24 protein-coding genes are annotated in these 26997 nt (G+C 59.9%); 11 read left to right on the forward strand and 13 right to left on the reverse strand.

Annotated features, from left to right (window positions below):
* Positions 1–50: 50 nt before the first annotated feature.
* Genes ACT2B1_RS02180 through ACT2B1_RS02200 form a run of 5 tightly spaced genes read right to left on the reverse strand, consistent with a single transcriptional unit; the run spans position 51 to position 4257 of the window.
* Positions 51–593 carry a DUF3833 domain-containing protein gene (locus ACT2B1_RS02180; protein WP_171240285.1) on the reverse strand — a complete coding sequence of 181 codons (543 nt, stop codon included), beginning with the start codon at positions 591–593 and terminating at the stop codon, positions 51–53.
* Positions 590–1207, reverse strand: a complete 618-nt coding sequence (locus ACT2B1_RS02185) for a DUF3833 domain-containing protein (RefSeq protein ID WP_171240286.1) — start codon at positions 1205–1207, stop codon at positions 590–592. Before ACT2B1_RS02185 ends, ACT2B1_RS02180 begins: the two co-directional genes overlap by 4 nt.
* Positions 1204–2427 (reverse strand): MFS transporter, encoded by a 1224-nt coding sequence (locus ACT2B1_RS02190; protein ID WP_171240287.1) that lies wholly within the window; start codon positions 2425–2427, stop codon positions 1204–1206. Before ACT2B1_RS02190 ends, ACT2B1_RS02185 begins: the two co-directional genes overlap by 4 nt.
* Positions 2427–2972, reverse strand: coding sequence for a hypothetical protein (locus ACT2B1_RS02195; protein ID WP_481668484.1), 546 nt, complete (start codon positions 2970–2972; stop codon positions 2427–2429). The genes ACT2B1_RS02190 and ACT2B1_RS02195 overlap by 1 nt, the downstream gene beginning before the upstream one ends.
* Positions 2923–4257, reverse strand: coding sequence for an NAD(P)/FAD-dependent oxidoreductase (locus tag ACT2B1_RS02200; RefSeq protein WP_481668485.1), 1335 nt, complete (start codon positions 4255–4257; stop codon positions 2923–2925). Before ACT2B1_RS02200 ends, ACT2B1_RS02195 begins: the two co-directional genes overlap by 50 nt.
* A 191-nt stretch (positions 4258–4448) precedes the next feature.
* On the opposite strand from ACT2B1_RS02200, the gene ACT2B1_RS02205 reads away from it, so the two are divergent.
* The gene (locus ACT2B1_RS02205; RefSeq protein ID WP_171123129.1) at positions 4449–5174 is read left to right on the forward strand and encodes an SDR family NAD(P)-dependent oxidoreductase; all 726 of its coding nucleotides are present in this window, start codon (positions 4449–4451) and stop codon (positions 5172–5174) included.
* 3 nt (positions 5175–5177) lie between these two features.
* Here the strand turns inward: ACT2B1_RS02205 and ACT2B1_RS02210 are convergent, their stop codons facing one another.
* Together ACT2B1_RS02210 and ACT2B1_RS02215 are read right to left on the reverse strand one after the other, a co-directional pair.
* Positions 5178–6830 carry a DUF6504 family protein gene (locus tag ACT2B1_RS02210; protein ID WP_171211614.1) on the reverse strand — a complete coding sequence of 551 codons (1653 nt, stop codon included), beginning with the start codon at positions 6828–6830 and terminating at the stop codon, positions 5178–5180.
* A gap of 61 nt (positions 6831–6891) precedes the next feature.
* Positions 6892–7179, reverse strand: coding sequence for an I78 family peptidase inhibitor (locus tag ACT2B1_RS02215; RefSeq protein ID WP_171124060.1), 288 nt, complete (start codon positions 7177–7179; stop codon positions 6892–6894).
* Positions 7180–7309: 130 nt separating this feature from the next.
* Here ACT2B1_RS02215 and ACT2B1_RS02220 point away from each other — a divergent pair, with 130 nt between their 5' ends.
* Entirely contained in the window at positions 7310–8422 is a 1113-nt protein-coding gene (locus ACT2B1_RS02220; RefSeq protein ID WP_481668486.1) for an S-(hydroxymethyl)glutathione dehydrogenase/class III alcohol dehydrogenase, read from the forward strand.
* Between the two features lie 95 nt (positions 8423–8517).
* A complete protein-coding gene (locus tag ACT2B1_RS02225) occupies positions 8518–9294 on the forward strand; it encodes an NYN domain-containing protein (RefSeq protein ID WP_481668487.1) in 777 nt (258 codons plus the stop codon).
* Here the strand turns inward: ACT2B1_RS02225 and ACT2B1_RS02230 are convergent.
* The 3 genes from ACT2B1_RS02230 to ACT2B1_RS02240 all read right to left on the reverse strand — a co-directional run bounded on the left by ACT2B1_RS02230 (position 9253) and on the right by ACT2B1_RS02240 (position 13679).
* Entirely contained in the window at positions 9253–10191 is a 939-nt protein-coding gene (locus ACT2B1_RS02230; RefSeq protein WP_481668488.1) for a DMT family transporter, read from the reverse strand. The genes ACT2B1_RS02225 and ACT2B1_RS02230 overlap by 42 nt on opposite strands.
* A gap of 107 nt (positions 10192–10298) precedes the next feature.
* Positions 10299–10712 (reverse strand): group III truncated hemoglobin, encoded by a 414-nt coding sequence (locus tag ACT2B1_RS02235; protein ID WP_171240293.1) that lies wholly within the window; start codon positions 10710–10712, stop codon positions 10299–10301.
* A 48-nt stretch (positions 10713–10760) separates the two neighbouring features.
* A complete protein-coding gene (locus ACT2B1_RS02240; RefSeq protein ID WP_481668489.1) occupies positions 10761–13679 on the reverse strand; it encodes an error-prone DNA polymerase in 2919 nt (972 codons plus the stop codon).
* A 197-nt stretch (positions 13680–13876) separates the two neighbouring features.
* Between ACT2B1_RS02240 and ACT2B1_RS02245 the strand changes: the two genes are divergently transcribed.
* The 3 genes from ACT2B1_RS02245 (at position 13877) to polA (ending at position 17472) form a co-directional block, all read left to right on the forward strand.
* On the forward strand, positions 13877–14053 hold the full coding sequence (locus ACT2B1_RS02245; RefSeq protein ID WP_171123113.1) for a zinc-finger domain-containing protein: 177 nt from the start codon (positions 13877–13879) through the stop codon (positions 14051–14053).
* An 82-nt stretch (positions 14054–14135) separates the two neighbouring features.
* Positions 14136–14606, forward strand: coding sequence for a hypothetical protein (locus ACT2B1_RS02250; RefSeq protein WP_171240295.1), 471 nt, complete (start codon positions 14136–14138; stop codon positions 14604–14606).
* 70 nt (positions 14607–14676) lie between these two features.
* Entirely contained in the window at positions 14677–17472 is a 2796-nt protein-coding gene (gene polA, locus ACT2B1_RS02255; RefSeq protein ID WP_481668490.1) for a DNA polymerase I, read from the forward strand.
* 44 nt (positions 17473–17516) lie between these two features.
* Here the strand turns inward: polA and ACT2B1_RS02260 are convergent, their stop codons facing one another.
* Both ACT2B1_RS02260 and ACT2B1_RS02265 read right to left on the reverse strand, forming a co-directional pair.
* A complete protein-coding gene (locus tag ACT2B1_RS02260; protein WP_171240297.1) occupies positions 17517–17747 on the reverse strand; it encodes a DUF2798 domain-containing protein in 231 nt (76 codons plus the stop codon).
* A gap of 61 nt (positions 17748–17808) precedes the next feature.
* Positions 17809–18564, reverse strand: a complete 756-nt coding sequence (locus ACT2B1_RS02265) for a hydroxypyruvate isomerase family protein (protein WP_481668491.1) — start codon at positions 18562–18564, stop codon at positions 17809–17811.
* 179 nt (positions 18565–18743) lie between these two features.
* Here ACT2B1_RS02265 and ACT2B1_RS02270 point away from each other — a divergent pair, with 179 nt between their 5' ends.
* A complete protein-coding gene (locus ACT2B1_RS02270) occupies positions 18744–19679 on the forward strand; it encodes a DMT family transporter (protein ID WP_481668492.1) in 936 nt (311 codons plus the stop codon).
* Here ACT2B1_RS02270 and ACT2B1_RS02275 read toward each other — a convergent pair.
* Complete coding sequence (locus ACT2B1_RS02275) at positions 19676–20254, reverse strand: DUF1285 domain-containing protein (protein WP_171123101.1); 579 nt, start codon at positions 20252–20254, stop codon at positions 19676–19678. The two genes, ACT2B1_RS02270 and ACT2B1_RS02275, sit on opposite strands and share 4 nt — an antisense overlap.
* Positions 20255–20318: 64 nt before the next feature.
* Here ACT2B1_RS02275 and ACT2B1_RS02280 point away from each other — a divergent pair, with 64 nt between their 5' ends.
* The 4 genes from ACT2B1_RS02280 to ACT2B1_RS02295 are packed head-to-tail and all read left to right on the forward strand — an operon-like array spanning position 20319 to position 26996.
* The gene (locus ACT2B1_RS02280; protein WP_171123099.1) at positions 20319–21326 is read left to right on the forward strand and encodes an AAA family ATPase; all 1008 of its coding nucleotides are present in this window, start codon (positions 20319–20321) and stop codon (positions 21324–21326) included.
* A complete protein-coding gene (locus ACT2B1_RS02285) occupies positions 21323–22198 on the forward strand; it encodes a DUF58 domain-containing protein (protein WP_481668493.1) in 876 nt (291 codons plus the stop codon). The genes ACT2B1_RS02280 and ACT2B1_RS02285 overlap by 4 nt, the downstream gene beginning before the upstream one ends.
* Entirely contained in the window at positions 22195–24957 is a 2763-nt protein-coding gene (locus ACT2B1_RS02290; RefSeq protein ID WP_171240300.1) for a DUF4159 domain-containing protein, read from the forward strand. The genes ACT2B1_RS02285 and ACT2B1_RS02290 overlap by 4 nt, the downstream gene beginning before the upstream one ends.
* A complete protein-coding gene (locus tag ACT2B1_RS02295) occupies positions 24954–26996 on the forward strand; it encodes a hypothetical protein (protein WP_171240301.1) in 2043 nt (680 codons plus the stop codon). The genes ACT2B1_RS02290 and ACT2B1_RS02295 overlap by 4 nt, the downstream gene beginning before the upstream one ends.
* Position 26997 lies beyond the last annotated feature (1 nt).

The raw sequence follows: 26997 nt of genomic DNA on the forward strand, positions 1-26997 counted from the left end.
TCAAGGTTCAAGGGCGGGTCGTCTGACCCGCCCTTTCTTGTTTCAGCTTTCTACTTCTTTTCGAAAAATAGAATGACTTCGCCCAACCGGACACCGTACCGCGAGACATAGGCGCGGTTCAGCAGGCGATCGTCTGACAGCAGCCACATCCAGTCATCGAAATTGACCCGCATCGTGCCGTCCTTGACGGGCAGGTCGATCTTGTATTTCCAGTTAAACGTGTCTCCGCGCTCTACTCCGCTGGCGGTTCCAAGAACGCCGGGCGCGGTACCGGTCCAGGTGTCCTCACCCGTTTTGGTCAGCGTCCAGATCCGCTGTTCCTTGGCACCATCATCATAGACGAAATCCTCAACCAGCGTCAGGGTTTCGCCGTCCCATGTGCCTTCGATTTCGACGGCGAACCGGCGCGGGACGTTGCCCAGAATGTCCTGAAACTGACCATAGGCGACGGTCTTGCCTTCAAAGAACTCTTCAAGGTTCAACTGGCGGTCAGACAAGAAGGTTTTGGGCACGCGCGGTTTGGCCGAGCAGGATGCCAGAACGGTCACACCGACAATCGCAATCGCCCAGATCAGAAAACGCCGCCAGTTCATTGAACCGTCCTCGTTTCTGTTGTGCTGTAATAGCCATTCGCGCCGTTCAGATGGGCAGCCTTGGTTTCCAGTGCAGGACGCATCGTGGCAACCAGTTCAGCGACCTTGATGCCGAATTTGCGCATCTCGGACCTGTTCATGATCACCCCGTTTTCGGTCAGGTACATCCAGTCGGTAACATCCAGCGTATGCCCTCCGGCGTCTTCGGGCAGGATGATGCGATAGGTCAGTTTGACGGTCGCCCCCGAAATCGTACCTTTCCCTTCACCCACGATGTCGTCCGCTGTTGCGGTAAAGGTATTCCCGGTGCCCAGTGTCAGATACCATTTGCGGGTCATTTCTTTGCCGTTGGAATAGGTAAAGTACTCGGCCAGCGTTCCGGTATTTCCGTCCCATTCCCCGACCATGCGGGCGACAAAGCTGTTCGACATCTTGCCGTTGGGTCCATAGATCAGCCCCTCGGACAGGATTTCACCGTTCAGCGCCTCTTTCATTTTGAATGCGGGTCCTGTCCCGGCATAGTCCGCAGGCGATTGCGCGCGAAAACTCAGAAGGCGGCCTCTGGCGACAAGAATGGCGAGGATGGCGAGTAGAAGGGTTACGACAAGGTTCATTTGGCTGATACCTCAGTTGGCAGCGTCAGGACCATTCCGAACGCGCCGAGTTTCAGGATGCAGGGCAAAACGGCATAGGCGAGGTTAAGCGTCTGCAACGCCGCCGCCGAATTGGTTTGTCCCGGTGTAAAGCCGCTGCGTTCCAGCAACGGCAGAGTGAAGAAGGCCGCGAGAGCAAGGCCCAGCTTGCCTGCGAAGGACCAGATACCAAACGCAGCCGACGCGTTCAGACCGGCACGGGTCAGGGCGACCGAAAACATTGCGGGCAGCACGACCATGTCCGCACCCAACGCCGCACCTGAAGCCAGACAGATCAGGGCGAACCCGGTCAGGTTTCCGGCGGATAATGTAGCTGCGCCGATAAACCCAGCAATCGCCAGCGGCATCGCGATCATCAGAGTCTGTTTCGACCCAATTCGATTGCTAAGGCGTGCCCACAAAGGAACGCTCGCCCCGGCGCTGAGGAAGAACAGGATCAGCAGAGGACCGGCCATTCCGCGCAGTTGCAGACGGTCTTCCACAAAAAACAGAAACAGGGTCGATGTTATCGCAACAGGCAAACTGTTGATCAGCGCCAGCGCCAGCAGACGCAGCGCCCCAGACTGGCCTAACCCAGCAACAGACAATCCCTGACCGGTGATCGGGGTGCGCTGCCAGATAGGAAAGGTCAAGATCAGCGTGACGATGGCCAGAACGCCCAGAAACAGTCCAAAGGCAGGATAGCCCTGAGCGCCCGCGCCAAAGGCCACAAACAGGGCGGGTGCGCTTGCGGCAAGAACGACTCCGGCCAATTGCCCGCCTTCGCGAAAAGCCGCAAGGGTCATAAGCTCTTTGGCCTCGGGGTGTTTCGCCAGCGTGGCGCTGCGGCCGTAGAGCAGGATTGTCCCAAGGCTGTAGGCGGAAAAGAGAAGTATCAGAGTAGACACTAACACGGACAGTTTTGCCCCATCGGGCAACGAAAACAGTAGTGGAAACCCAACGGCGAGGCCAAGTGCGGCCAGTGTCGCGAACAGTGCCTGCGCCCTTGGCCAGCGATCTATGGCCCAGCCGATCAACGGATCTTGGATCAGGTCCACCAGACGGATCACCAAAAGCACGGTTCCGATGACCCCCAGCCCAATACCAAGATTGACGGCAGCAAAACGTGGCAAGTGAATATAGAGCGGAATACCCGCCGCAGCGAGCATCAGCGCATAGAGACTGACGCGCGGGTACAGCATCACTGCCCCTTCAACTGACGGGTAAAGCTGGCGCTCCGTGTGTCTGCGCCGAGGAAAATGGACATGAAGGCCCGTTTTGCGCCGGGATAGGACAGCGTGCAGGTCTTTTGTCCGTTGCGCCAAAACCCGACCTTGTTGGGGCCTTCTGATATCGCGATATAGCTATCGCCCTTGCCGACCGCCTTATAGCAACCCTCAAGCGCGCTTTGCGACGGTGCTGGATTCCCTTGCCGCGCCATCTCTTCCAACGTAGACTCGACCAGAGCCTTTTGCTTGAGGGTCTTCCGGTAGGTCAGCTTGAGGCCAAAATCGGCGTCCCAACTGAACGCCGCGCCGTTCGGAGTGAAAAGCTGCGCGTCATAAACCGGTATGCCCAGAAACCGAAAGGTCGCGCTGCCGACCTGCTGCGGGTTGGACAGGTTTTGCGAGATCGGAGAGGCCGCCAGCCCCCCCGGTATCAGTACCGTAAGGGATACCAGTGCAGCGCAGCAGGTATCACAGATCCGCTGAGACAGGGATGGCCGGATCTTTTGCAAGAATGCCATTTTCCGCTCCGAGGGTTTGCGGGGCGCCGTTCAAAAGCCCGACGACATGCATCGCGCTGGCGATCCCGTCTTCGTGAAAACCGTGCCGGTTGTAAGCACCGGCAAACCAGGTTCGGTTCTGTCCCTGCATCTCGCGGATTTGCCCTTGTGCCTTTAGGGCGGCCTTGTCGAATACCGGGTGGGCGAACTCGACCTGGTCATAAATTTTATCCGCAGGAATGTCTGAACCCACGTTCAGCGATACAAACAATGGATCGCTGTCGGGGATGTTCTGCAAACGGTTCATCCAATAGGTCACGCCCACGTTTCCAGCTTGCGAGCGATAGGTCCAACTGGACCAGCACGCGCGTCTCCGGGGCATCTGGCGGGGGTCGCAATGCAGGATCGCGGTGTTCGGCTGATACCGGATCGCGCCCAGAGCGTCCCTTTCGTCAGGTGTCGCACTATCGCCGAGGATGGCCAGAGATTGATCGGAGTGGGTGGCCAGAATGATTTCATCGAACTGGTCGATATGTCCTTGGCTGTGAACCGTGACACCGGCCTCGTCGCGCTGCACGTGATCGACAGGGGCGGCCAGACGGATGTCGCAGCCGCGCCCGCGCAGGGCGGCGTCGATGCGGCGGACATATTCGATACTGCCGCCTTTGACCGTGTACCACTGATGCTGTTTGGCGCGTCCGCTGGCCAAAAGCGCGTGGTTGCGGAAAAACTGAACCAGAGATCGAGCCGGGAATTGATCCACGAACTCGACCGGGGTTGACCAGATCGCACCACACATCGGCATCAGGTAATTATGGCGGAACCAGTGACCAAGACGCAGTTGGTCGACCAATTCACCGATGGTGGTGTCATCATCCTGCGCCGCAATAGGGGCCTCTTTGCCGAACCGCAGGATGTCCGCGATCATCTTGTAATATGCCGGACGCGCCAGATTGCGTTTCTGGGCTGTCAATGTACGCAGATTGTTCAGGCCGTATTCGATGCGGCCATTGTCGATTGTCGCGCCAAAACTCATTTCCGATTTGATGACGGGGACATTCAGCTCATCGAACAGTTTTGTCAGATAGGGGTAGGTCACATAGTTGAAGACGATGAAACCGGTATCCACCGGCTGATCGCCATTCTTGCCCGCCATTACCGTTCTGGCGTGGCCACCCAGTCTGGGTTCGGCCTCAAAGACGGTCACGTCGTTATTTTCTGAAAGGTAGTAAGCTGCGGAGAGACCTGAGATTCCTGCGCCAATTACTGCGATTTTTTTCCGGACGCCCCGGGATTCGTCGAACATTCAAGCCTCGTTATGTGACATTTTACAATAAGATACGCAGAAAGGGCCGGGGTGGATCAATCGGGTTATGAGAATTTCAGCAATGAATATTGCCAGATCTTTAGGCATTTAGGCCTGTTTCCGGTCCCGGCGCGTGATCCATTGCCTTGGCGTGGCCGTAAAAGCATCACACGAAACGAAACGGTCGTCGCATGAGCAGCTTTGAAGGAAAAACCTATTGGATTATCGGCGCAAGCGAGGGCTTGGGGCGCGCTCTGGCCGACGCGCTTAACCATCAGGGGGCGCACCTGATCCTGTCCGCGCGCAATGCCGATCGTCTGAACGAAATCTGCGCAACGCTTCCCAATGCTCGGTCCATACCGATGGATGTGACCGATTTAGACTCAGTTCGTGACGCAGTAGCCAAGGCCGGGCCTGTTGATGGGCTGGTCTATAATGCGGGCGCTTATGATCCGATGCGTAGTGCTGACTGGAACACCGAAGCGGCCCTGGCCATGAGCGATGTCAACTATCTGGGTGCCATTCGCGTGTTGGGGGAAACAGTTCCGGGATTTGTTCAAGCCGGTCGCGGTGAAATTACCTTGATCGGGTCCCTGGCGGGGTATCATGGTCTGCCAGCCGCTATCGGGTATGGGGCAAGCAAGGCGGCGTTGATTTCATTGGCGGAAACCATGCGACACGATCTGGCTGGAACTGGCGTGACCGTGCGGATCGTCAATCCGGGCTTCATCAAAACCCGCCTGACCGAGAAGAACAGTTTCAAGATGCCGATGCTGATGACGCCCGAGGATGCCGCGAATCGCGTGGTCAAGGCGATGTCGCGGCGTCGGTTCCGTACTGATTTCCCTGCTCCGTTTTCCTGGGTGATCCGATTGATCGACTATCTGCCTGATATTCTTGTCTATCGCGGAAAATAGACTCTAACAAAACTGACCGTGGCAAAACCAACCCGCTGACATGGTGCCGCCATGTCCGTAGAACAGCCAGAGCCGTTCCCCTTGTTCGGTCACCACCACCCAGTAATCGCGCACGCCGCTGCGCCAGTTGGGGTCGTCCAGCCACCATTCCGGCGCGATCCGTTCCGGGCCGGTCGCTTGTGCCAACTGCCAGTCGCGCCCACGCCAGCGAAAGGTGCTGGGCACGTCCGGAGTGTCTGGGGCCATCACCGGTTCGGGTTGCCACATCTGCAAGGGGCGCGGGCGCGGCGGCGCGGGCCAGTCGCGCGCAGGTTCCGACCATGCGGCAGCCAGCACCTGCGCGGTCTTCTCGGGGATGTGCGAGGCCGCAGGGTGCCGTCGTGTGATCGCCTCCAACCCGACCCGTGCGCCCAGTTTACCGATCAGGTCCTCGACGGCGGTGTTGCCCGCTAACCGCTCGCGCACGGCGCGGCGTGCTTCGGCATGGCCGGTCATGGTGCGCGCGTGGATCGGTTCGGTCTGCACCGCTTCAAGCCGCAGCATGTCGATGCCATAACCCGCGTCAATCTTATCAATTTTCATCTCTAATAAAGGGCGAATGCGATGTTTGTCATAGCTCGGGCGGGCCAGACCGACCTCGATAACCTCGGCTGCCTGATCGGCACGATGTGCCTCAAGCCGTAATGTTCGTACCCCGCGGGCTTTCTCCTCCAGCTTGGAGCAAAGGATGGGCAGAACCCGGTCGATGGCGGCCATCACATCCTCGGTCAGGCCAATCGGGTTGGGCAGAGTCATCCGCACCGCAAAGTGATGCGGCGGGCGGGCGGGTGAGACCGGCTCGGGCGCGCTGCCCATCGCCTGATCCAGCCGCAGCACCAGCCCGCGCCCGAACCGTCGGGCCAGTGAGGCACGCGGTTGCCCCAGCAGGTCGCCGATCCGGCGCAGGCCCAGACGGTTCAACTGCGCCACCACCTGATCCTCAAGCCGCAGCGCCGCGATGGGCAAGGGGCTGAGCGCGCCATAAGATTGCCCCGGTGCTGCAATCCGCGCGCCTCCACCCAATGCCATCACCTGCGGCGCGGCCCCGCCCTTGGTCCAGTGCCGCCGCTTGGTGGCGCGGGCGCGGGTGGCGCGCGCCTCTTGGCTGATGGCGTCGCCGTTGCGGTCCGATGTAGCCTCTTGCCCGGCATAACGCGCCAGCGCCCAAGCTGCGCCCAGCGTATCGGCGATGCCCATCTGCACGCTGAGACCCATATCAGCGCAGTCGGTCTCAATCACGTTCAGCAGCGCCTCTTCCCCACCGAACAGATGCGCGCAGCCCGACAGGTCAACGATCAACCCATCCGGTGCTTCTTCGGCCACCCACGGGCTGAACTTGCCCACCCAACGGCGCAGCGCGGTCAGGAACGCCGCCTCGGCCGGGACGTTGCGGGGGCGGGTGATCAGGGCGGCGCACATGGCGTGGGCATCGCGCACAGGCTGACCGACACGCAACCCGGCGGCCTGCGCCTGATCATTCAGCGAGGTGACAACCTGCATGTTCGACTGTTCGGCCACCACAGCCAAAGGCCCATCCTGCAGCCCCCGCGCGGCGCGGACCAGCCGTTCAGCCCCCAGGCGGGGGAACCAGAGTGAAAGTATTCGGCGTTTGGGCATCGGCAGACATCAAAATGTTCCCACTTTGTTCTTATCCGAGAATCACGCCCCGAGTCCACGCTTACCCGCAGGTCAGACGTTGAATGATCCCTGCGCCATCGACATACACGTTCAGCCGGTCAATGCGGTAATCCTGCGTGGCAATCCCATCGGGCCCCAGGATGCGCGACCGTTCAGGCAATTGCGCCTGAATGGTCGAGACCGGTTGGCCGACGGAATCGGCGAATGTCTCGCCCTGACAAAAGGCCAGATCAACCGGAGAAGCTTCGGGCTGAGTCGCCGCTGTTTCGGTCGCGGGGGTCTCTGCACAGGCTGCCAACAGGACCAGCGCGGGTAAAAATCGGTGCATTGGCGTTTCTCCTCGTGACAACGTCGTTACTGCAATATCAAACAATTAGCCAATCTGTCACGAAAGCACAGTTGAAAACACCCTGCAATTGACGCAGGGTCGAGGCATATAAGACAGGGAGACAAGCACAATGCGTACCCGTGCCGCCGTCGCCGTTCAGGCGGGCAAACCTTTGGAAGTGATGGATGTAAACCTTGAAGGCCCCAAAGCGGGCGAGGTTCTGGTCGAGATCAAGGCCACCGGTATCTGCCACACGGATGAATTCACCCTGTCAGGCGCCGACCCCGAGGGGTTGTTCCCCGCGATTCTGGGCCATGAAGGTGCGGGCGTTGTGGTCGAGGTCGGCCCGGGCGTGACCAGCCTGAAGCCGGGCGATCATGTGATCCCGCTTTACACCCCTGAATGTCGTGAGTGTGAATACTGTCTGCATCCCAAGACCAACCTGTGTCAGGCGATCCGTGAAACACAAGGCCAGGGCCTGATGCCCGATGGGACCTCGCGCTTTTCAACATTGGATGGTGATCCGATCCTACACTACATGGGCTGCTCAACCTTCTCGAACCACACGGTTCTGCCGGAAATCGCGCTGGCCAAGGTGCGCCCGGACGCGCCGTTCGACAAGATCTGCTATATCGGCTGCGGCGTGACCACCGGGATCGGAGCCGTCATCAACACCGCCAAGGTGGAAATCGGCAGCCGCGCCATCGTGTTCGGTCTGGGCGGTATCGGTCTGAATGTGATTCAGGGCCTTCGTCTGGCCGGGGCCGATCAGATCGTCGGCGTTGATCTGAACCCTGCCAAGGTGGAAATGGCCACCAAGTTTGGCATGACCGATTTCGTGAATCCGGCCGAGGTCGAAGGCGATTTGGTGCCCTATCTGGTCAATCTGACCAAAGGTGGCGCGGATTACACCTTTGATGCTACCGGCAATGTGGGCGTGATGCGCGCCGCACTGGAATCGGCGCACAAGGGCTGGGGTGAATCGATCATCATCGGCGTGGCACCAGCGGGGGCCGAAATCTCGACCCGTCCGTTCCAACTGGTCACCGGGCGCTCGTGGCGCGGCACGGCCTTCGGCGGCGCGCGGGGCCGGACCGACGTGCCCAAGATCGTCGACTGGTATATGGAAGGCAAGATCGAGATTGATCCGATGATCACTCATACGATGGGTCTGGATGATATCAACCAAGGGTTCGACCTGATGCATAAGGGTGAAAGCATCAGATCGATCGTAATCTACTGAAATAGAAAAAATAAATTCACAGGGCGGGCTTTTGTCCGCCCTTTTTTGTTCTTACATTCATCCTCAAGAATACCATCTCAGGTTGAGGGATTGAATTGACGACACGGAATGCTGACCGCCTTGCGGTTCTGATTGATGCAGACAATGTGCCTGCGAAACATGCGGCAGAGATTTTTGAAGAAATTGCCACATTGGGTGAAGCCAGCTTGCGCCGTATCTACGGTGATTTCTCGAACGGCGCACCGCAAGGCTGGGATGCCAAATCCCTTGCTAAATATGCAATTGTTGCCCATCAGCAATTCGCCAATACGATAGGCAAGAATTCCAGCGATATCGCATTAGTCATCGACGCGATGGATATCCTGCATTCCGAGCGGTTCAGTGGTTTTGTTCTGGTGTCCTCGGACAGTGATTTTACCCGCCTCGCCAATCGCATTCGCGAACAGGGGCTGGACGTCTTTGGGATAGGCGAGCGCAAGGCACCGGAATCGCTGGTCGCAGCCTGCAATCGGTTCATCTATATCGAGAATATTAAGCGGGATACCGCGCCTTGCGTACCCGCAATCAAAGATGGTGAAGCAAAAGGAAAACAGAGCCTAAATCACGCGTTTCAGTTGATACGAAATGTGGTCAATACCACAAACGATCCCGATGGGTGGGCGACTTTGCCCTTAGTGGAACGGCAACTGGGTAAGATTTATCCGGACTTTGATCCGCGCAGTTATGGCTATACCAAGCTGAGCGATCTGGTTCGCGGTCTCGGTCGTTTTGATGAAGCCGACGCGAATGGAAACTTCAGGTTGCGATATTTGGAAAATAATTGGATCGCGTTACGCCCCCGGCCGCGTCGCCCCCGTATCCGAACGAGGTGACCGCACCCGTAGAACCGGTGTGTTGACAGACGAGGTGTTCGCCCGGCTCTCGCGCCAGACGACGAACACACCTGACGCGATAATGATGCTGGCTCCGACCGCGACCCAGCCATCGGGCCGCTCGCCAAAAAAGACCATGCCGAACAGCGTGGCCCAGATGATCTGGCTGTATTGGCTGGGCGCGACGACCCCGGCTGGCGCGGCGCGATAGGCCAGAATGATCAGGTGCTGGGCGATCACTGAAAACACACCAACCAGCGCCATCATCGCCAGATGCAGCAGCGAGGGCGGCAGGTAGACCGCGGGTTGGGCCACACTCATCACCACGATGGCCAGTAACATAGGGTAGAGGATCAGCACCGCCGAGCGTTCCTCGTTCCCGATCTTGCGCACCAGAACGGAGGCAAACGCACTGCAGAACGCAGCGGTCAGGGCGGCAAGATGGCCAAGTGTGATGTCCGTCGCCCCGGGGCGCAAAACGATCAGCACGCCGATCAGACCGACGCCAACGGCGGCCCAGCGCTGGGCGCGCACGACCTCTCCCAAAATGGGGATCGACAGGACTGTGACGATCAGCGGGAAGGAAAACAGCAGCGAGTAAACCTCGGCCAGTGGCAAGACTGAAAAGGAGTAAAACGCGCAGGACATCGCCGTAACCATCAGGCCGGATCGCAACAGAACCAGCCAAGGGTGATGCGGCAGGAAATTCCCGGTGGTCCGGTCAGTCAGAATCGTCACCGCCATTGGTACAAACGAGAATAGCGTGGCGAAAAAGATGATCTGCATCACCGAGTAGGTGCCACCCAGAACCTTGATCAGGGCGTCATGGCTGGCAAAGACCGCAAAGCCTGCAAAAGCATAGCCAAGGCCCTTGAGGGTGTTGTTTTGCGTGGTCATCCCGAAGGTCTCGGTAGTATGTCAGGTGGGTTGCCTGTTGCTTACCCCTATTTAGCCGAGTCTGGTAGCCTCAATTTTACCGCTAACATCGGTTTTTGGTTGGGGCGCTATCGCAAGATCGGCGGTGCGTCTTTTGGCTGGCGTGCGGACTGAACGCCTGCCTTCATCCCTACGCCGATCCTGCGCGCCAGCGCGACCCATGGGGTGGCGGTTTCAGGCGGCAGGGTCTGGCTGGCGACCTCTTCAAACAGGTCCAGCCAGTGGGCGAACATCTCGGGGCGCACGTCAGGCCGCTCGATATGGACCCGCTGCGGATTACCGTCATAGCTGCGCTCAAACAGGATGGCGTTGCGCCAGAAGGCGGCGATCTTGTCCTCATGCGCGGGCCAGTCATGGACGTGCTTGTTGAACACCGGCCCCAGAACGGCATCCTCGCGCACGCGGGCATAGAAGGCGTGGACCTGCGCGTTGATCTGGTCCGGTGTCGCAGGAAAACGCGGGGGCAAGGTGGGTCTGGTCATGGTGGTCTCAGGTTTCGACTCTAGCCCGGGGCATATCCGGGGCGGAGGTCAGGCAACAGGTGTGGTTTTTTCGCGCGGCTCGGGCGTCAGCAGATGTCGGATCAGGGCCACCGGATGCGCCTTCAGGCTGAGACGGGTGGCGACGTAATCCTCGACCACCTGTTCGCCCAATGTCATCTGCGGCAGGTAGGCTGCGGGTTCATCCAGCGTCTCGCCTTCCAGATCCTGTGAGAACAGCGGCAGGGGTTTCGCGGTCGCAATCGCCTTGGCCTGCCACAGAGCCTCGCGCCGGGTCAGATCGCAGGCGGCGAAGGCATCGGCCTCGGCCAGACGTTCGATCACCGATGGCCCCAAGCCTGCGCGGCGCCAGACGTCATCCACCTGAGTGTAGCCGTTGCCCCGCGCGGCGGTCAGCCAACTGGCGTCCTCCTCGCTGAGGCCCTTGATCTGGCGGAACCCCAGCCGCAGGGCCAGCCCACCATGACCGTCGGGTTCCATCACATTGTCCCAGAAGCTGGCATTGATGCAGACCGGCCGCACCTGCACCCCGTGTTCGCGGGCATCCCGCACGATCTGGGCAGGGGCATAAAAGCCCATTGGCTGCGAGTTCAGCAGTGCGCAGGCGAAGATGCCCGGATGGTGGCATTTGATCCAGGCTGAGGCATAGACCAACAGCGCAAAACTGGCCGCGTGGCTTTCTGGGAAGCCGTAAGAGCCGAAGCCCTCGATCTGTGAAAAACACCGCTCGGCGAAATCCTGTTCGTAACCGTTGCGCTTCATCCCGCGCAGGAAAAGCGCGCGGAATTCGCTGACATTGCCGTGCTTTTTGAACGTGGCCAGCGATCGGCGCAGCCGGTCCGCCTGTTCCGGGGTGAAGCCCGCGCCGACGATGGCGATCTGCATCGCCTGTTCCTGAAACAGCGGCACGCCCAGTGTTTTACCCAACACCTCACCCAATGCGTCCGAGGGGAAGCTGACCTCTTCTTCTCCGTTCCGGCGGCGGATATAGGGGTGGACCATGTCGCCCTGAATCGGGCCGGGGCGGATGATGGCGACCTCGATCACCAGATCATAGAAAGTGCGGGGCCGCATCCGGGGCAGGAAGTTCATCTGAGCACGTGATTCCACCTGAAACACCCCCACCGAGTCCGCTTTGCACAGCATATCGTAGACCTCGGGATCCTCGGGCGGCAGGGTGGCAAGGGTATAGCCGGTCTGGTGGTGCTGTGTGATCAGATCGAATGCCTTACGGATACAGGTCAGCATCCCAAGGCTGAGGACATCGACCTTCAGAATACCCAGACTGTCGATATCGTCCTTGTCCCAACAGATGACTGTGCGGTCCTCCATCGTGGCGTTTTCGATGGGGACAAGCTCGTCCAGGCGTCCTTCGGTGATGATGAAACCACCCACATGTTGCGAGAGATGCCGGGGGAAGCCGTCGATCTCATAGACCAGCATTAGAGTCTGCTTTAGGCGGCGATCCTCGGGATCAAGGCCGATCTCGCGCATCCGTTCGGCCTCAAGTCCCTTGGCTGAGAAGAACCCCCATAGCTGCGAGGACAGGGCCGAGATCGTGTCTTCGGTCAGGCCCATGGCGCGCCCGACCTCGCGGATCGCACGCTTGCCGCGATAATGGATCACGGTGGCGCATAGCCCTGCGCGGTGGCGGCCATAGCGGTCATAGATGTGCTGGATCACCTCTTCGCGGCGTTCATGTTCGAAATCGACGTCGATATCGGGCGGTTCATCGCGCGCCTCGGACACGAAGCGCTCGAACACCATCGTACCCATCTCGGGGCTGACCTCGGTGATGCCGAGACAGAAGCAGACCACCGAATTGGCCGCAGATCCGCGTCCCTGACACAGGATATCGCGCGAGCGGGCGAAATGAACGATGTCGCGGACGGTCAGGAAGTAGGGCTCATATTTCAGCTTGCCGATCAGGGTCAGCTCGTGCGCCAGCATCTTTTTGGCTTTTTCCGAGGCCCCAGCCGGATAACGCCATTTCAACCCTTCATGCGCTAGACGGTGCAGGCGCTGGGTCGGGGTTTCCTGATCGCTGCCCTCGCTGGGGTATTCATAGCGCAGCTCATCCAGCGAGAATTGCAGCTGTTCGCTGAGCATATGGGCGCGGGTGATGGCGCCTTCATGATTCTTGAAGATACGTAACATCTCGGCCTCGGACCGTAGGCGCTGTTCGCCATTGGCCAGCGCGTCGCGGCCCAAATCATCGACCTTGCGGCGCAGGCGGATGGCGGTCAGCACATCGGCCAGCTTGCGACGGGCCCCGTGGTGCATCATCGGCGCGGCACTGGCGATTGTGGGGATGCCAAGTTGCTTTGATTCAGTCTCTAATAAAGAGAAATACGCACTGTCTGCACCGTCATACCGGGGATGCATCAACAGATGCATCCGCCTGCCAAAGCGGCGCGTCAACCGTTGTGCCTGTGTCCGCCAAGGGCTCGCGCCGCCCTGTGACGGGGTCGGTTGTGGCCAGAGCAGCAGGTGGAGACCGTCAGAGAATTCCATCAGGTCGGACAGGTGCAGGATACAGTCGCCTTTCTCGGCCCGCAGACGGCCCGCAGACAGGATACGGCACAGGTTGCCCCAACCCTGCCGGTTCAGCGGCAGGGCGGTGACGGTGGGCGCGTCGGTGAAGATCAGCCGTGCCGCAGGGATCAGGCGCGGCACCGCGCGGATCAGATATGAGGGTGGTTTGGGGATATGATCGGGGCAGGTTGGGCCTATGGGCGTGTTCTGCCCTTCCCATTCCACACGTTCGCGCACCTTTCGGGCGATCTCGCGCGCTTGGGTATGGGCGCGTACGATCCCGGCCACCGAGTTGTCATCGGCAATCGCAATGGCAGGCAGGCCCAGCATCACGGCGCGCTCCATGTATTCCTCGGGGTGGGATGCCCCGGTGAGAAAGGTGAAGTTCGACGTGATCGACAATTCGGCATACATGGCGATTCCATATTATATTCACGTTTTGTTCTTTTTCGAGTCCTTTGCGCAGGAAGCGGGTCGCTTGGCTTTGCCAGGTCACAGTTGATCCTGATTGCCGCATCTCACACGCGGCACTTGCCCCCGGTTTGCGCATCGCTCATAAACGCAGTCACACATGCCCCGCGAGGCCGACAACCGAAGAAGGATCGCCAGCCGTGACCATCGAAGCGCCGGAAACCAAGATCGTGGAAACCACCCGAGTTGCCTGTGACGGCGGCGAAGGCGCGTTGGGCCATCCGCGCGTGTGGCTGCAAATCCCCGAGGATACCGGTTGGGTCGAATGCCCCTATTGCGATTGCAAATATGTCCTGAAGGGCACAGATCAGGGCTGATCGCCCTTACAAAGAATGAACGCCAAAATCTCGCCGCGTTTTTTGTTCTAAGGCTCGACCGGAACCAGCCCGGGTGAGAGTGATGACTGACCTTCACGCTACTGACACAGCAAATCCTGTTTTTGGTTGGACAGGGTTTAGCCTTGCGTCGATTGCGCTGTTTGCAGCGCTATTTGTGTTCTGGGCAGGACCGTTCGCGCCGCAGCAATCCACCGGGGTTTCTTTGGGGGAATTGGCGGCCGAGATCGGTAAATCCACGCTGCGCGCCGCGGCCGGGATTGAGCAGCCCGAACCGGTGGCGCAGGCCCGTGATCTGGACGATTTCCTGCGTATCGGGGTCGCCATGTTGGGCGGGTTGGCAATTGTTTTGTCCGTTGTTGGTATCCTGCGTCACGAAAAGAGACGCCCGGCTATTGCAGGCGTTGTCATCGGTGTGGGTGCGATCCTGTTTCAGTTCTTTGCCTTTGCATTTTTTGCCTTCCTCGGTGTGCTGGTTATCATGGCGCTGCTGAACAGTTTCTCGGACGTTTTCAGCGGTCTGTTTGGTGGATAAGCCGCGTTCCTGACTGGTCACGCGCGCGGCCCTGTGGCAGAACCATCCCTGACCGACAGGGAGAGCGCGCATGAGCAATTTCGGAAAAGGATGTCACCTGCATCTGATCGATGGATCGGCCTTTATTTTCAGGGCCTATCACGCTCTGCCCCCGCTGACGCGCAAATCCGATGGGCTGCCGATCGGCGCCGTTTCGGGGTTCTGCAACATGCTGCAGAAATATGTCGAGGGGAACGCCGGACCCGACGCGCCTACCCATGTGGCGGTGATTTTCGACAAGGGCTCGCACACGTTCCGCAATGATCTTTATGACCTGTACAAAGCCAACCGCGAGGCCATGCCTGAGGACCTGCGACCGCAGATGCCTCTGACCCGTGAAGCCACTCGCGCCTTCAACATCGCCTGTAAGGAGTTGGAGGGGTATGAGGCCGACGACATCATCGCCACGCTGGCCGTTCAGGCGCGTGACGCGGGTGGGCGCGTGACGATTGTCAGTTCCGACAAGGACTTAATGCAGTTAGTTGGCGGCGGCGTGGAAATGCTGGACGCGATGAAGAATAAACGTATCGACCGTGATGGTGTGTTCGAGAAATTCGGCGTCGGACCCGAACGGGTGGTCGATGTGCAGGCGCTGGCAGGCGACAGCGTGGATAACGTGCCGGGCGCTCCGGGCATTGGAGTCAAGACCGCCGCCTTGCTGATCAACGAATATGGCGATCTGGAAACGCTGCTGGACCGCGCAGAAGAGATCAAGCAGCCCAAACGCCGCCAGACCCTGATCGAAAAGCGCGACCAGATTGAGCTGTCGAAAAAGCTGGTGCAGTTGGACGAAAACACCCCGCTGGACTTCACGCTGGACGATCTTGAAGTGAAGGACCCCGAGCCAGACACGCTGCTGGGTTTTCTGGCGGATATGGAGTTCCGCACCCTTACCAAACGCATTGCCGACAAGCTGGGGGCCGAGGCCCCGGTGATCGCCGATGCCCCCGCGCCCGAGGTTGTATCTGAGGCCGAGGATATCTCCTTTGACGCCGCGAAATACGAGTGCGTTCGGGATGCAGCAGCGCTGCAGGCGTGGATCGACCGCATCTATGAATCCGGTTGGGTAGCCGTCGATACCGAGACCACCGGATTGAACGAAATGATCGCCGATCTGGTGGGCATTTCGCTGTGCGTTGAGGCGGGCTCGGCCTGTTACATCCCGCTAACCCACCGCGACGGAGCCGCTGATGATCTTTTCGGCTCAGACGCATTGGCCGAGGGGCAGATGCCGTTAAATGAGGCTCTAATACTGCTGAAACCTATGCTTCAGGATCCGTCGATCCTGAAGATTGGACAGAACATGAAGTATGACGCCAAGATATTCGCGCGCTATGGTGTGGACGTGGCACCGATCGACGATACGATGCTGATGTCTTATGCGATGCATGGCGGCAAACATGGGCACGGTATGGATACGCTGTCCGAGCGTTACCTGAACCACACGCCGATTCCGATCAAACCGCTGCTAGGGTCCGGCAAATCGGCCATCACCTTCGACAAGGTGCCGATTGATGAGGCCACCGATTACGCCGCCGAGGATGCGGATATCACGCTGCGCTTGTGGAAGCTGTTCAAGCCGCAACTGCATCAGGTGCAAGTGACGACAGTTTATGAAACGCTGGAGCGTCCTCTTGTGCCGGTCCTCAAGGAAATGGAGATGCACGGGATCAAGGTGGACCGCGATGTGCTGTCGCGCATGTCCAACGCCTTTGCGCAGAAAATGGCCGGGTTAGAGGCTGAAATTCACGAACTGGCCGGTGAGAACTTCAATGTCGGCTCGCCCGCGCAACTGGGTGAGATTCTGTTCGACAAGATGGGACTTGAGGGCGGAAAAAAGGGTAAAACCGGGAAATACTCGACCGGGGCGGATATTCTCGAAGACCTCGCCACCGAGCATGAACTGCCCCGCCGGGTGCTGGATTGGCGGCAGTTGTCCAAGCTGAAATCGACCTATACGGATGCGCTGCAAACCCATATCAACCCCGATACGGGCCGGGTACATACGTCTTATTCAATCACGGGGGCCAACACGGGCCGTTTGGCCTCGACCGATCCGAACCTGCAAAATATTCCGGTGCGCACCGAAGAAGGCCGCCGCATTCGTGAAGCGTTTATCGCCGAGCCGGGCAATGTGATGGTCAGCCTCGACTATAGCCAGATCGAGCTGCGGATTCTGGCCCATATCGCTGACATTTCGACCCTGAAACAGGCGTTTTCGGATGGATTGGACATTCACGCCATGACCGCCTCCGAGATGTTCGATGTGCCATTGGACGAGATGACGCCGGATATTCGTCGTCAGGCCAAGGCAATCAATTTTGGTGTGATCTACGGGATTTCAGGCTTTGGTCTGGCGCGTAACCTGCGCATTCCACGGGCTGAGGCGCAGGGCTTTATCGACCGCTATTTCGAGCGTTTTCCAGGTATCAGAGCCTATATGGATGACACTGTCGCCTTTGCCAAAGAGCATGGCTATGTCCAGACGCTGTTTGGCCGCAAGATCCACACGCCCGAGATCAACGCCAAGGGGCCGCATGCTGGGTTTTCGCGCCGGGCGGCGATCAACGCGCCGATTCAGGGGACAGCGGCGGATGTGATCCGGCGCGCGATGGTGCGGATGCCGGATGCGATCAACGGGCTACCCGCCAAGATGCTGTTGCAGGTGCATGACGAATTGCTGTTCGAAGTGGCCGAGGATGCGGTGGATCAGGTGATCGGCGTGGCGCGCGACGTGATGGAAGGCGCGTCTGATCCGGCGGTGAAACTGGATGTCAAGCTGAGCGTGGATGCCGGGCAGGCGGCCAACTGGGCCGAGGCGCATTAAGGGCGCGCTGCTCATCAGGCCTAATAGGTCCTCTTCGCAGCGGGTCAGTCCTGCGGCCTGACTAGGCGATTGACCAGCCGTTGCACTGTGGGGCCGAGAATCAAGATAACCGAGAACGCGATCGGCCAGCAAAAAGCCCAGGATGCCATCCAGTCGCCCGCCGTGTTTGGCCCCAACCCGATCGCCTTAACCGTGGCGATGCCTGTGACGATGCAGGACATCAGGCCCGACATGATCAGGCTGAACAGAGCGCGGGCATAGCGGGCAGGGAGCATTGATCGAATCCTATGGTCTCGGTTTCTTTCATCTGCGGTATTTATAACGCAAATGCCAGAGCTAGGCGCGCATCCACTTCAAGCTGTTGATCGTTTGCGGTGTTGAGGGCACGTATTCGGCGCTGACCCATCCTGCGTATCCTGCATCATCCATCGCGCTGAACAGGGCAGGAAAATCGGTTGGCCCGCGCCCGGGTTCTGATCGGTCTGGTGCCGCGCCAACTTGAGCGTGGACCACGTTGGCATTGAACCTGCTCCACACGTCCAGTGCATCGCCGTGAATCATATGGGCGTGAAAGCTGTCGAGTTGCAGCCCGATATTGGGGCGGTCTACGCGGTTCAGAACATCAGCAGCCAGATCGTAGTCGTTCAGGAAATAGTCTGGCTGCGAAACTGGGTTCAGCGGCTCAATCGTGAACTGTTGCAGGGGTGCGAAATCGGCAGCCCATTTCAGGTTCTCCACGAAACAGTCCAGCGCATCGCGGCCCGAGGCATAGCCCGACATGATGTGGATCAGCCCCGGTTTCAGTACATCGGCGTAACGCATCACGCGACGAATATCCGATTGGAACCGCGCTTCGCCGCCGGGGATTGCTGCATAGCCCGGCTGTCCGCCCGTGTAATTTGGTGGCGGCGCGTTGATCAGGACAAGGTCCAACCCATTGGACAGCAAGGCCCGCCGCGTTTCCTTGGCGGCCAGATCATAGGGAAACAAAATCTCAACGGCTTGAAACCCGGCTTCTGCTGCCGCCTGAAACCGGTCGAGATAGGGAAGTTCTGCAAAGAGCAGCGAGATATTGGCGGCAAATTTGGGCATTGGCAGGTCCGGGTTTTTGGTGACCGGACCTTAGCTGTCGGGTGATTTCAGGGAAAGGGACTGAAAACGACAGATTGTCGAAAATCGGCCAGATCGCCCGGGGCAATTCAGAGACATTCGGGACAATGCGGCGAATCATTTTCGGTCGCCGTTCCAACAAAAGGTCTGACACCATGGCAATGAGCCCTGACCCCGTGCGCGGGAACACTCTTTCTGTGTCTGCCGGGCGCAGTTCTGCCTTGCCCGGCAATGGCTTGGCGGTGGCAAGCATGCTGACATGGGCAGCCGGGTTTCCGGCGGCCGAGGTGCTGTTGCAAAGCTGGCCCCCCGTCGCGCTCTTGGTGGCGCGACTGGCGATTGCGGTGTTGGTGATGGTGCCGATCTGGGTGTTGTTTGACGGGCCGACCCGCGTACTGCGCGCCCGTTGGGGGCATGCGATGCTGGTCGGTGGAACGCTGGGCGCTGGGATGTTCCTGATCATTCTGGCGCAAAAGCTGACCGACCCGGTGACCGTGGCCATCATCGCCTCGTGCGCGCCCTTGTTTGCGACTCTGTTGGAGCTGGCGACGGGTACGCGACGTTTGAAGTGGAATTTTGCCATCGGAGTCTTAGTGTCGATCATCGGTGGGTTAATCGCAACCAGCGCGGTGGCCCCCGCTCAACTAGGGCTTGGCGCAGGGTGTGCCATTGTGTCGACGGGGTTGTTCTGCTGGGCCAGCATGGCAACCGCGCGGGATTTTCCAGAACTCAGCCAGACCGGGCGCAGTACCATTACATTCGTGGGCGGGTTGGTCGTGGCCTTCTTTCTGTTCTTCACGGCAGGGCAGTTGGGTATGGATGTCATCCCCACGGCTCCGGTTGATATGCAGCAAGCGGGAATGCTGGTGATCTATGCGCTGATCTCGATGGGGCTGAGTCAGGTGTTCTTTATCGCCTCGGTCGGGAAAATCGGCGTGGCGCTGGCGTCGTTCCACATCAACATCGCGCCGTTTTACGTGATGTTGATCATGCTTGTGCTGGGGGACGAGTGGAACTGGACTCGCGCGCTGGGCGCGGGGATCGTGGCTGTGGCCGTGGTGCTGGCGCAAGATCGTCGGGTGGTGCGCCGGGCTTAGTCCGGCAAGTCCTCGGACCGGATCAGGGGGAAAAACTGTCCATCTGACCAGACGCCGAACCAATCATCATTGTGTTCGGCAATGTCGACCAGCCGGTAGAAACTTTTGCGGTCGATCCGCGCTTCGAGGTTGGCACGCACCAATATGTAGGGCGCGGGTTCATCTGTTTCAGGGTCGATAACAATGCGGATCGGGTGATCTGGCCCTGCGATGGCGGTATCGCCGACATGTGTCGTGAAAGTCAGCACCTGCGCCGCGCCGGTGCCCGTCGCATCGAAATCGACCGCGACGAAGGGCGCGTCCTCGACGGTGATTCCCACCTTTTCGACCGGGGTGACAAGATAATATTTCCCCTCTTCTTTCTTAAGAATTGAGGAAAATAACTTCACAAGCTCGAACCGGTTGATCGGTGACCCTAGATAAGACCAAGAGCCATCTTTGGCGATATGGATGTCCAGATCGCCACAAAACGGAGGATTCCACAGGTGAACCGGGGGCAAGCCCTTGGTTTTGGCGGCTTTGACTGATGCCGCAATGCCATCAGGAGAGGGTGTCACAGGTTTTTGTCCGCTCATTACTTTTGCCATTTCCTTTTCGCGCGATACACTTCAACCATATTAGTCCACGGAAGGGAAAGTCATGACCGAACCTGCCGACCTCGTGTCCGAGATCGAAGCGCTGGAAACCAAACTGCAAGAGGCCAAGTCCTCGATCACCCGCCGCTTTATCGGACAGGAACGGGTCGTGGACCTGACCCTGACCGCGCTGCTGTGCGGCGGGCATGCGTTGCTGATCGGTCTGCCCGGTCTGGGCAAGACGCGACTGGTTGAAACGCTGTCGACCGTGATGGGCTTGCACGGCAACCGCATCCAATTCACGCCGGACCTGATGCCTGCCGATATTCTGGGGTCCGAGGTTCTGGATACCGCCGAAGATGGCAGCCGCCATTTCCGGTTCATTTCTGGCCCGATCTTTTGCCAGTTGCTGATGGCAGACGAGATCAACCGCGCCAGCCCTCGGACCCAATCGGCGCTGTTGCAGGCGATGCAGGAACGCACGGTGACGGTGGCGGGCGAAGATCGTTCTCTTGGAACACCGTTTCACGTGCTCGCAACGCAGAACCCCATTGAGCAAGAGGGCACCTATCCGCTGCCCGAGGCGCAGTTGGACCGCTTCCTTGTCCAGATTGACGTGGAATACCCTGATCGCCAAACCGAGCGTGACATTCTGCTGGCCACCACGGGTGTCGAGGAAGACGACGCGCATGAGATTTTCACCAAAGAGGAATTGCTGGCTGCGCAGGTTCTTTTGCGCCGGATGCCGGTGGGCGACTCGGTCGTTGAACTGATCCTCGATCTGGTTCGTGCCTTCCGCCCGGATGAGGCGGGTGTGTCTGAACGTGTTGCCGAAACCGTTGCATGGGGGCCGGGTCCACGTGCGGCGCAGGCGCTGATGATGACGGTGCGGGCGCGGGCGATGCTGCAGGGGCGATTGGCCCCTAATGCCGAGGACGTGCTGGACATGGCCCGCCCAGTCCTCAGCCACCGGATGGCGTTGAACTTTGCGGCGCGTGCACGCGGGGACAGCCTAGCTGAGCTGATCGAAAGCACTGCTGCCGGCTTGATCCGCACCGAGGCTGCGGCGTGAATGCCGCGCTGACCCTTCGTGAAAGATCCGAGGCCGAGGCGTCCCGGCTGCCGCCCCTGTTGGCGCGGGCCGAACATCTGGCGGGAACCGTCCTGCTGGGTGATCACGGACGGAGGCGGTCCGGTCTGGGTGATGATTTCTGGCAGTACCGACCGGCGCAGATCGGAGATAGTCGTCGGATGATCGACCACCGGCGGTCTGCGCGGGGGGATCAGCAATTCGTGCGTGAACGCGAGTGGCAGATCGCGCAATCGGTGATGCTCTGGGTCGATCAGGGCGCGTCGATGCGGTTTGCGTCCGACAAATCCCTGCACACCAAAGCGGACCGGGCGCGCCTGCTTAGTCTGTCAACGGCGATCCTGCTGGTGCGCGGCGGGGAACGTGTCGGACTGACCGGAACAACCCTTCCGCCCCGGCGCGGCAACGCGCAAATCGTGCGGCTGGCGCAGGCTTGGTCCGAAGATGCCGCAGCCGATTACGCCCCGCCCGAACATAGGGCCATGATCCCACATGCGCGTGCCGTCTTCATTTCCGATTTCCTCGGGCCGATGGATGAGGTCGAACTGGCCCTGACCAAAGCCGCCGACCGGGGCGTGCGCGGTGTCCTGTTGCAGGTTCTGGACCCAACCGAGGAAAGCTTTCCCTATCGCGGGCGGACCATATTTGAAAGCGTTGGCGGCACAGCGCGACACGAAACCCTCAAGGCCGGAGAGTTGCGGGACCGCTATCTAGAGCGTCTCGCCAGTCGCAAGGACGCGCTGACGCAACTGTGTCGCGCGACCGGATGGCAGCTTGGTCTGCACCACACGGGTGACAGCGCGCAAGCGGCTCTGTTGTGGCTCTATCGTGCGCTGGACGGGGGAACGGCATGACGGTTCTGGCGGGCATTGGATTTACCGCACCGTGGGTGTTGCTGGGTCTTTTGACCCTTCCGATCCTGTGGCTGATCCTGCGCGCCGTGCCACCAGCGCCGATCCGCAGACTGTTTCCGGCGGTCACACTACTGCTTGGGTTGAAGGATGAAGAAAGCGTTTCGGACCGCACCCCGTGGTGGTTGCTGCTTTTGCGCATGCTGGCAGCGGCGGCGATTATCATCGGGTTGGCTGGCCCGGTTCTGAACCCGTCCCGAGAGCAAGCCGGATCAGGGCCATTGATGTTGGTGCTGGACGGAAGCTGGGCGGGCGCATCCCGTTGGTCTTCGACGCTGGACCAGATCGACGCGCAACTGACCGAGGCCGGGCGTGCCGGGCGCACGGTCGCGATCCTTAACCTGACGGTTCCCGAAGTCCCTGTCTTTCAGGCCGCCGAGGCGTGGAGCGGTCGATTGCCTGGGCTGGTTCCGATGCCATGGCAGCCTACGCTGCCGCAGATTGAACAGGCTTTGGCCGCGCTGGATGAGGTTGAAGGTGAATTTGAAACGCATTGGTTCAGTGACCGTCTGGCATATGATCGCAGCGAAACGATCCTTGCGGCTTTGCAGGCGCGCGGGGGTGTCACTGTGTATCAGTCGCCATCCTCGGTTGTTGGACTATTGCCGGCTGGCTATCAGGATGGCGTCATTCAATTGACCGCGCAACGGGCCGAGGCGGGCCCGGCTGAACGCATCACGGTTCTGGCGCAGGGCCGCGACCCGGCCGGGGTGATGCGGGTTCTTCAATCTGCCGAGGTGGAATTTGCAGGTGGCGAAACGCAGGCCCAGATAGAACTGGCCCTGCCGTCAGAACTGCGCGCGCGGATCACGCGGTTTGAAATTCAAGGTGAACGGTCTGCGGGGGCTGTGACACTGACCGATGACAGCCTGCGGCGGCGCGAAGTTGCCCTGATCGCCGGGACGCGGAACCGCGAAGGTTTGGAGTTGCTGTCACCGTTGCATTACCTGACGCAGGTTTTGATCCCGACAGCGGATTTTGTTGATGGCGGATTGCTGGACGTACTGCCGGCCAACCCGGATGTGATCGTTCTGGCCGATGTCGCCAAACTGTCCGGGGGCGAACAATCGGCACTGGTTGAATGGGTCGAAGAAGGTGGCTTGCTGTTGCGCTTTGCCGGACCGCGTATGGCCGCCAGTGATCTGGGCCGTGATGAGGAAGATATCCTGCTGCCTGTCCGCCTGCGCAGCGGCGGACGATCCGTTGGCGGCGCGATGAGCTGGGGTGAGGCCAAGGGGCTTGCACCGTTCCCCGAAAGCTCACCGTTTTATGGGCTTAAGGTCCCCGGAGATGTATCTGTGACCACGCAGGTCATGGCGCAACCAGACCCTAATCTGGCGGATCGCGTGATTGCATCTTTGTCGGACGGCACGCCATTGGTGACCCGCAAGGCGCTTGGGCTGGGTCAGGTCGTGCTGTTCCACGTGACGGCTGATGCAGAATGGTCCAGCCTTCCCCTGTCGGGCCTATTTGTCGAAATGCTGGATCGGCTGGCCGTCGCCTCGGCCGCCAAGTCTCGGCAGGAGTCCCAGTTGCAGGGCACCACGTGGGAGCCAATTCAGGTGATGGATGGGTTTGGCACCTTGTCTGATGCCGGCAATCTGTCGGGCGTTGATGGCGTCGATCTTGTGTCGGGTGCAATTGGCCCAGATCTGCGTCCGGGGCTTTACGAAAGCGGCAAGCAAAAGCTGGCGCTGAATATTCTGACCAGCGACACGATGCTTAGCCCTGCGGTCTGGCCACCGGATGTGCCTATCAAGGGGCAGGAAATTAGCACGGAAACGCCCATCGGAGGTATCCTGCTCAGCCTTGCGCTGCTGTTGCTGACGGTGGATGTCATTGCGTCTTTGGCGCTGTCAGGACGGTTGGGTCTGGCCAAGGCCGCGGCCACTGCGATCGGAGTTTTGCTGTTTGTGCCCCAAGCAGACGCGCAGACGCCCGCGGATACCGATTTTGCGCTGAACGCCACCAAGGAATTGGTGCTGGCGCATGTCCTGACGGGTGACGCGCAGGTCGATGACATTGCAGGTGCCGGAATGCGGGGTCTTGCACAAACCCTATTCTATCGCACGTCTGTCGAACCGGCCGAGCCGATCGGCGTTGATCTGGAACGGGATGAGCTGGCCTTTTTCCCTTTGCTCTACTGGCCCATTACCCCCCAGCAACCGCAACCGTCTGCCGAAGCCTACGCCAAGCTCAACGCTTACCTTCGCTCGGGTGGGATGATCCTGTTTGATACGCGGGATTCGGATGTGGCGCGGTTTGGCGCCTCCAGCCCCAATGGACGCAAATTGCAGCAGTTGGCCGCGCCCTTGAATATTCCTTCGTTAGAGCCTGTCCCGCGTGACCACGTGCTGACGCGCGCGTTCTATCTGCTGCAGGATTTTCCGGGGCGCTACGCCGGAACCGAGGTCTGGGTCGAGGCCGCGCCACTGGATGCCGAACAGATCGAGGGGATGCCGTTCCGCAACCTCAACGATAACGTGACGCCAGTGGTGATCGGCGGCAACGACTGGGCCGGAGCGTGGGCCGTTGACCGCAACGGACAGGCCCTGTTGCCCGTTGGACGCGGCTATGCAGGTGAGCGTCAGCGAGAGCTGGCCAATCGCTTTGGTGTCAATTTGGTGATGCATGTCCTGACCGGGAACTACAAATCGGATCAGGTGCATGTGCCTGCCTTGCTGGACAGGTTGGGACAATGACAGGAACCGTTATCTTTGATCCCCTGATCCCGTGGCCTGTTTTGGCCACCGTTGCTGCGGTAGCCCTTGCCGGGGTGGTTCTGGCCCTTTGGCAGGGTCTGTCAGGTTGGGCCCTGCGCGGTTTGGCGGCCCTTGTCGTGATCGGTGCGCTGGCTGGTCCAGTCTACCAGATCGAGGATCGCGCGCCCCTGACGGACATCGTGTTGATGATCGAGGATGAAAGCGCCAGTCAGACCCTTTCGGACCGCGCCGAGCAGACCGCGCTGGCAGCCGAAGAACTGGCGGCCGAGATCGAGTCGCGCGACAATACCGAGCTGCGCCGGATCAAAGTCGGTGATGGCGACGGCGACGAAGGTACGCAGGTCATGGCTGCGCTGAACGAGGCGTTGGCCGAAGAACCGCGCGCGCGGATCGCAGGAATTCTTGTGGTATCCGACGGGATTGTGCACGATGCAGATCAGGCACCCGACCTGCCAGCGCCGATGCATTTGCTGCAAACCGGGCGCGCCACCGACTGGGACCGCCGCTTGATTGTGCGAAATGCCCCCGCCTTTGCCATTATCGGTGAGCCGGTCACCCTGACCTTGCGCGTAGAAGATAGCGGTGCAGCCCCGGCTGGCGCGACCAGCGCGCCGCTTGAAATCTCGGTCGACGGTGCCGAGCCCCAACAATTCTCGATCCCTATCGGTGTCGACGTGGAATTGCCCGTCAGCCTGCCCCATGGCGGGCGTAATGTCATTCAATTCACGGTGCCCGAAGCCGAAGGTGAATTGACAGACCGAAACAACACGGCGCTGATCCAGATGAACGGTGTTCGCGATCGTTTGCGCGTGCTGTTGGTATCGGGCGAGCCGCATCCGGGCGGGCGGACATGGCGCAACCTGCTGAAGTCTGACAGCTCGGTCGATCTGGTGCATTTCACAATCCTGCGACCACCTGAGAAACAGGACGGCGTTCCGGTGGATGAGTTGTCGCTGATCGCGTTCCCAACTCGAGAGCTGTTTCTGGAAAAGATTAACGATTTCGATCTGATCATCTTTGACCGTTACAAGCGGCGCGGCATTTTACCTGCGATCTATCTGGACAACGTCAACAACTATATTAACGACGGCGGTGCCGTCCTGATCGCGGCCGGGCCTGACTTTGCCAGCGCGGACAGTATCTTTCGCTCGCCCCTGGCACCGATCCTACCGGCGCAGCCAACCGCACGGGTGATCGAGGAACGCTTTGTCCCGATGGTGACCGATCTGGGGCATCGCCATCCGGTCACGACTGATCTTGGCGATTCCGAACAATGGGGCGCGTGGTTGCGCCAGATCGACGTAAAGCACCGCTCGGGCGAGTTGCTGATGACCGGGATTGAAGACAGGCCGCTTTTGGTTCTTGATCGTGTGGGTGAAGGCCGCGTGGCAATGCTGGCCTCGGATCATGCGTGGCTTTGGAGTCGTGGGTTCGAGGGGGGCGGGCCGCAGCTTGAACTGCTGCGCCGGCTAGCGCATTGGATGATGAAAGAACCCGAGCTTGAGGAAGAAGCGCTGTGGGCCGAAGCCAACGGCCAGATCATGCGGATCATTCGGCAGACCCTTGAGGATGAGGTCGGTCCAGTTACGGTCACGCGCCCGAATGGGGAAACGCTGGACATCACGCTCGACATGATTTCCCCCGGCCGGTTCGAGGCACAGTATTTTGGGCCGGAAATCGGACTTTACCGTTTGCAGGAAGGCGAGTTGTCCGCCGTTATCGGTTTAGGTCCGGCCGCGCCGAAAGAATTTGAGCGCACCATCGCAACCTCGGACGTTCTGGATCCGCTGCTGGCTGAATTGCGCGGTGGGGCGATCAAGTTGGAGGACGGCCTGCCCGCGATCCGCAACGTGCGTGCGGGACGACCGGCATCCGGGCGCGGCTGGATTGGCCTGACGCCGCGCGACGCTTATGAAACTCGGGACGTCACGCAGGCCGGTTTGCTGCCGCCGTGGTTGGTGCTGCTTCTGGCGGGCGGCTTCCTGCTGGGCGGTTGGTTGCGCGAGGGGCGTCGTTGAC

The organism is Ruegeria sp. S263, from assembly GCF_056780525.1.

Bases quoted from the DNA above. Each gene is read 5' to 3' on its own strand.
- ACT2B1_RS02180 (WP_171240285.1), bottom strand. From the start codon at position 593: ATGAACTGGCGGCGTTTTCTGATCTGGGCGATTGCGATTGTCGGTGTG.
- ACT2B1_RS02185 (WP_171240286.1), bottom strand. From the start codon at position 1,207: ATGAACCTTGTCGTAACCCTTCTACTCGCCATCCTCGCCATTCTTGTC.
- ACT2B1_RS02190 (WP_171240287.1), bottom strand. From the start codon at position 2,427: ATGCTGTACCCGCGCGTCAGTCTCTATGCGCTGATGCTCGCTGCGGCG.
- ACT2B1_RS02195 (WP_481668484.1), bottom strand. From the start codon at position 2,972: ATGGCATTCTTGCAAAAGATCCGGCCATCCCTGTCTCAGCGGATCTGT.
- ACT2B1_RS02200 (WP_481668485.1), bottom strand. From the start codon at position 4,257: ATGTTCGACGAATCCCGGGGCGTCCGGAAAAAAATCGCAGTAATTGGC.
- ACT2B1_RS02205 (WP_171123129.1), top strand. From the start codon at position 4,449: ATGAGCAGCTTTGAAGGAAAAACCTATTGGATTATCGGCGCAAGCGAG.
- ACT2B1_RS02210 (WP_171211614.1), bottom strand. From the start codon at position 6,830: ATGCCCAAACGCCGAATACTTTCACTCTGGTTCCCCCGCCTGGGGGCT.
- ACT2B1_RS02215 (WP_171124060.1), bottom strand. From the start codon at position 7,179: ATGCACCGATTTTTACCCGCGCTGGTCCTGTTGGCAGCCTGTGCAGAG.
- ACT2B1_RS02220 (WP_481668486.1), top strand. From the start codon at position 7,310: ATGCGTACCCGTGCCGCCGTCGCCGTTCAGGCGGGCAAACCTTTGGAA.
- ACT2B1_RS02230 (WP_481668488.1), bottom strand. From the start codon at position 10,191: ATGACCACGCAAAACAACACCCTCAAGGGCCTTGGCTATGCTTTTGCA.
- ACT2B1_RS02235 (WP_171240293.1), bottom strand. From the start codon at position 10,712: ATGACCAGACCCACCTTGCCCCCGCGTTTTCCTGCGACACCGGACCAG.
- ACT2B1_RS02240 (WP_481668489.1), bottom strand. From the start codon at position 13,679: ATGTATGCCGAATTGTCGATCACGTCGAACTTCACCTTTCTCACCGGG.
- ACT2B1_RS02250 (WP_171240295.1), top strand. From the start codon at position 14,136: ATGACTGACCTTCACGCTACTGACACAGCAAATCCTGTTTTTGGTTGG.
- polA (WP_481668490.1), top strand. From the start codon at position 14,677: ATGAGCAATTTCGGAAAAGGATGTCACCTGCATCTGATCGATGGATCG.
- ACT2B1_RS02260 (WP_171240297.1), bottom strand. From the start codon at position 17,747: ATGCTCCCTGCCCGCTATGCCCGCGCTCTGTTCAGCCTGATCATGTCG.
- ACT2B1_RS02265 (WP_481668491.1), bottom strand. From the start codon at position 18,564: ATGCCCAAATTTGCCGCCAATATCTCGCTGCTCTTTGCAGAACTTCCC.
- ACT2B1_RS02270 (WP_481668492.1), top strand. From the start codon at position 18,744: ATGAGCCCTGACCCCGTGCGCGGGAACACTCTTTCTGTGTCTGCCGGG.
- ACT2B1_RS02275 (WP_171123101.1), bottom strand. From the start codon at position 20,254: ATGAGCGGACAAAAACCTGTGACACCCTCTCCTGATGGCATTGCGGCA.
- ACT2B1_RS02280 (WP_171123099.1), top strand. From the start codon at position 20,319: ATGACCGAACCTGCCGACCTCGTGTCCGAGATCGAAGCGCTGGAAACC.
- ACT2B1_RS02290 (WP_171240300.1), top strand. From the start codon at position 22,195: ATGACGGTTCTGGCGGGCATTGGATTTACCGCACCGTGGGTGTTGCTG.
- ACT2B1_RS02295 (WP_171240301.1), top strand. From the start codon at position 24,954: ATGACAGGAACCGTTATCTTTGATCCCCTGATCCCGTGGCCTGTTTTG.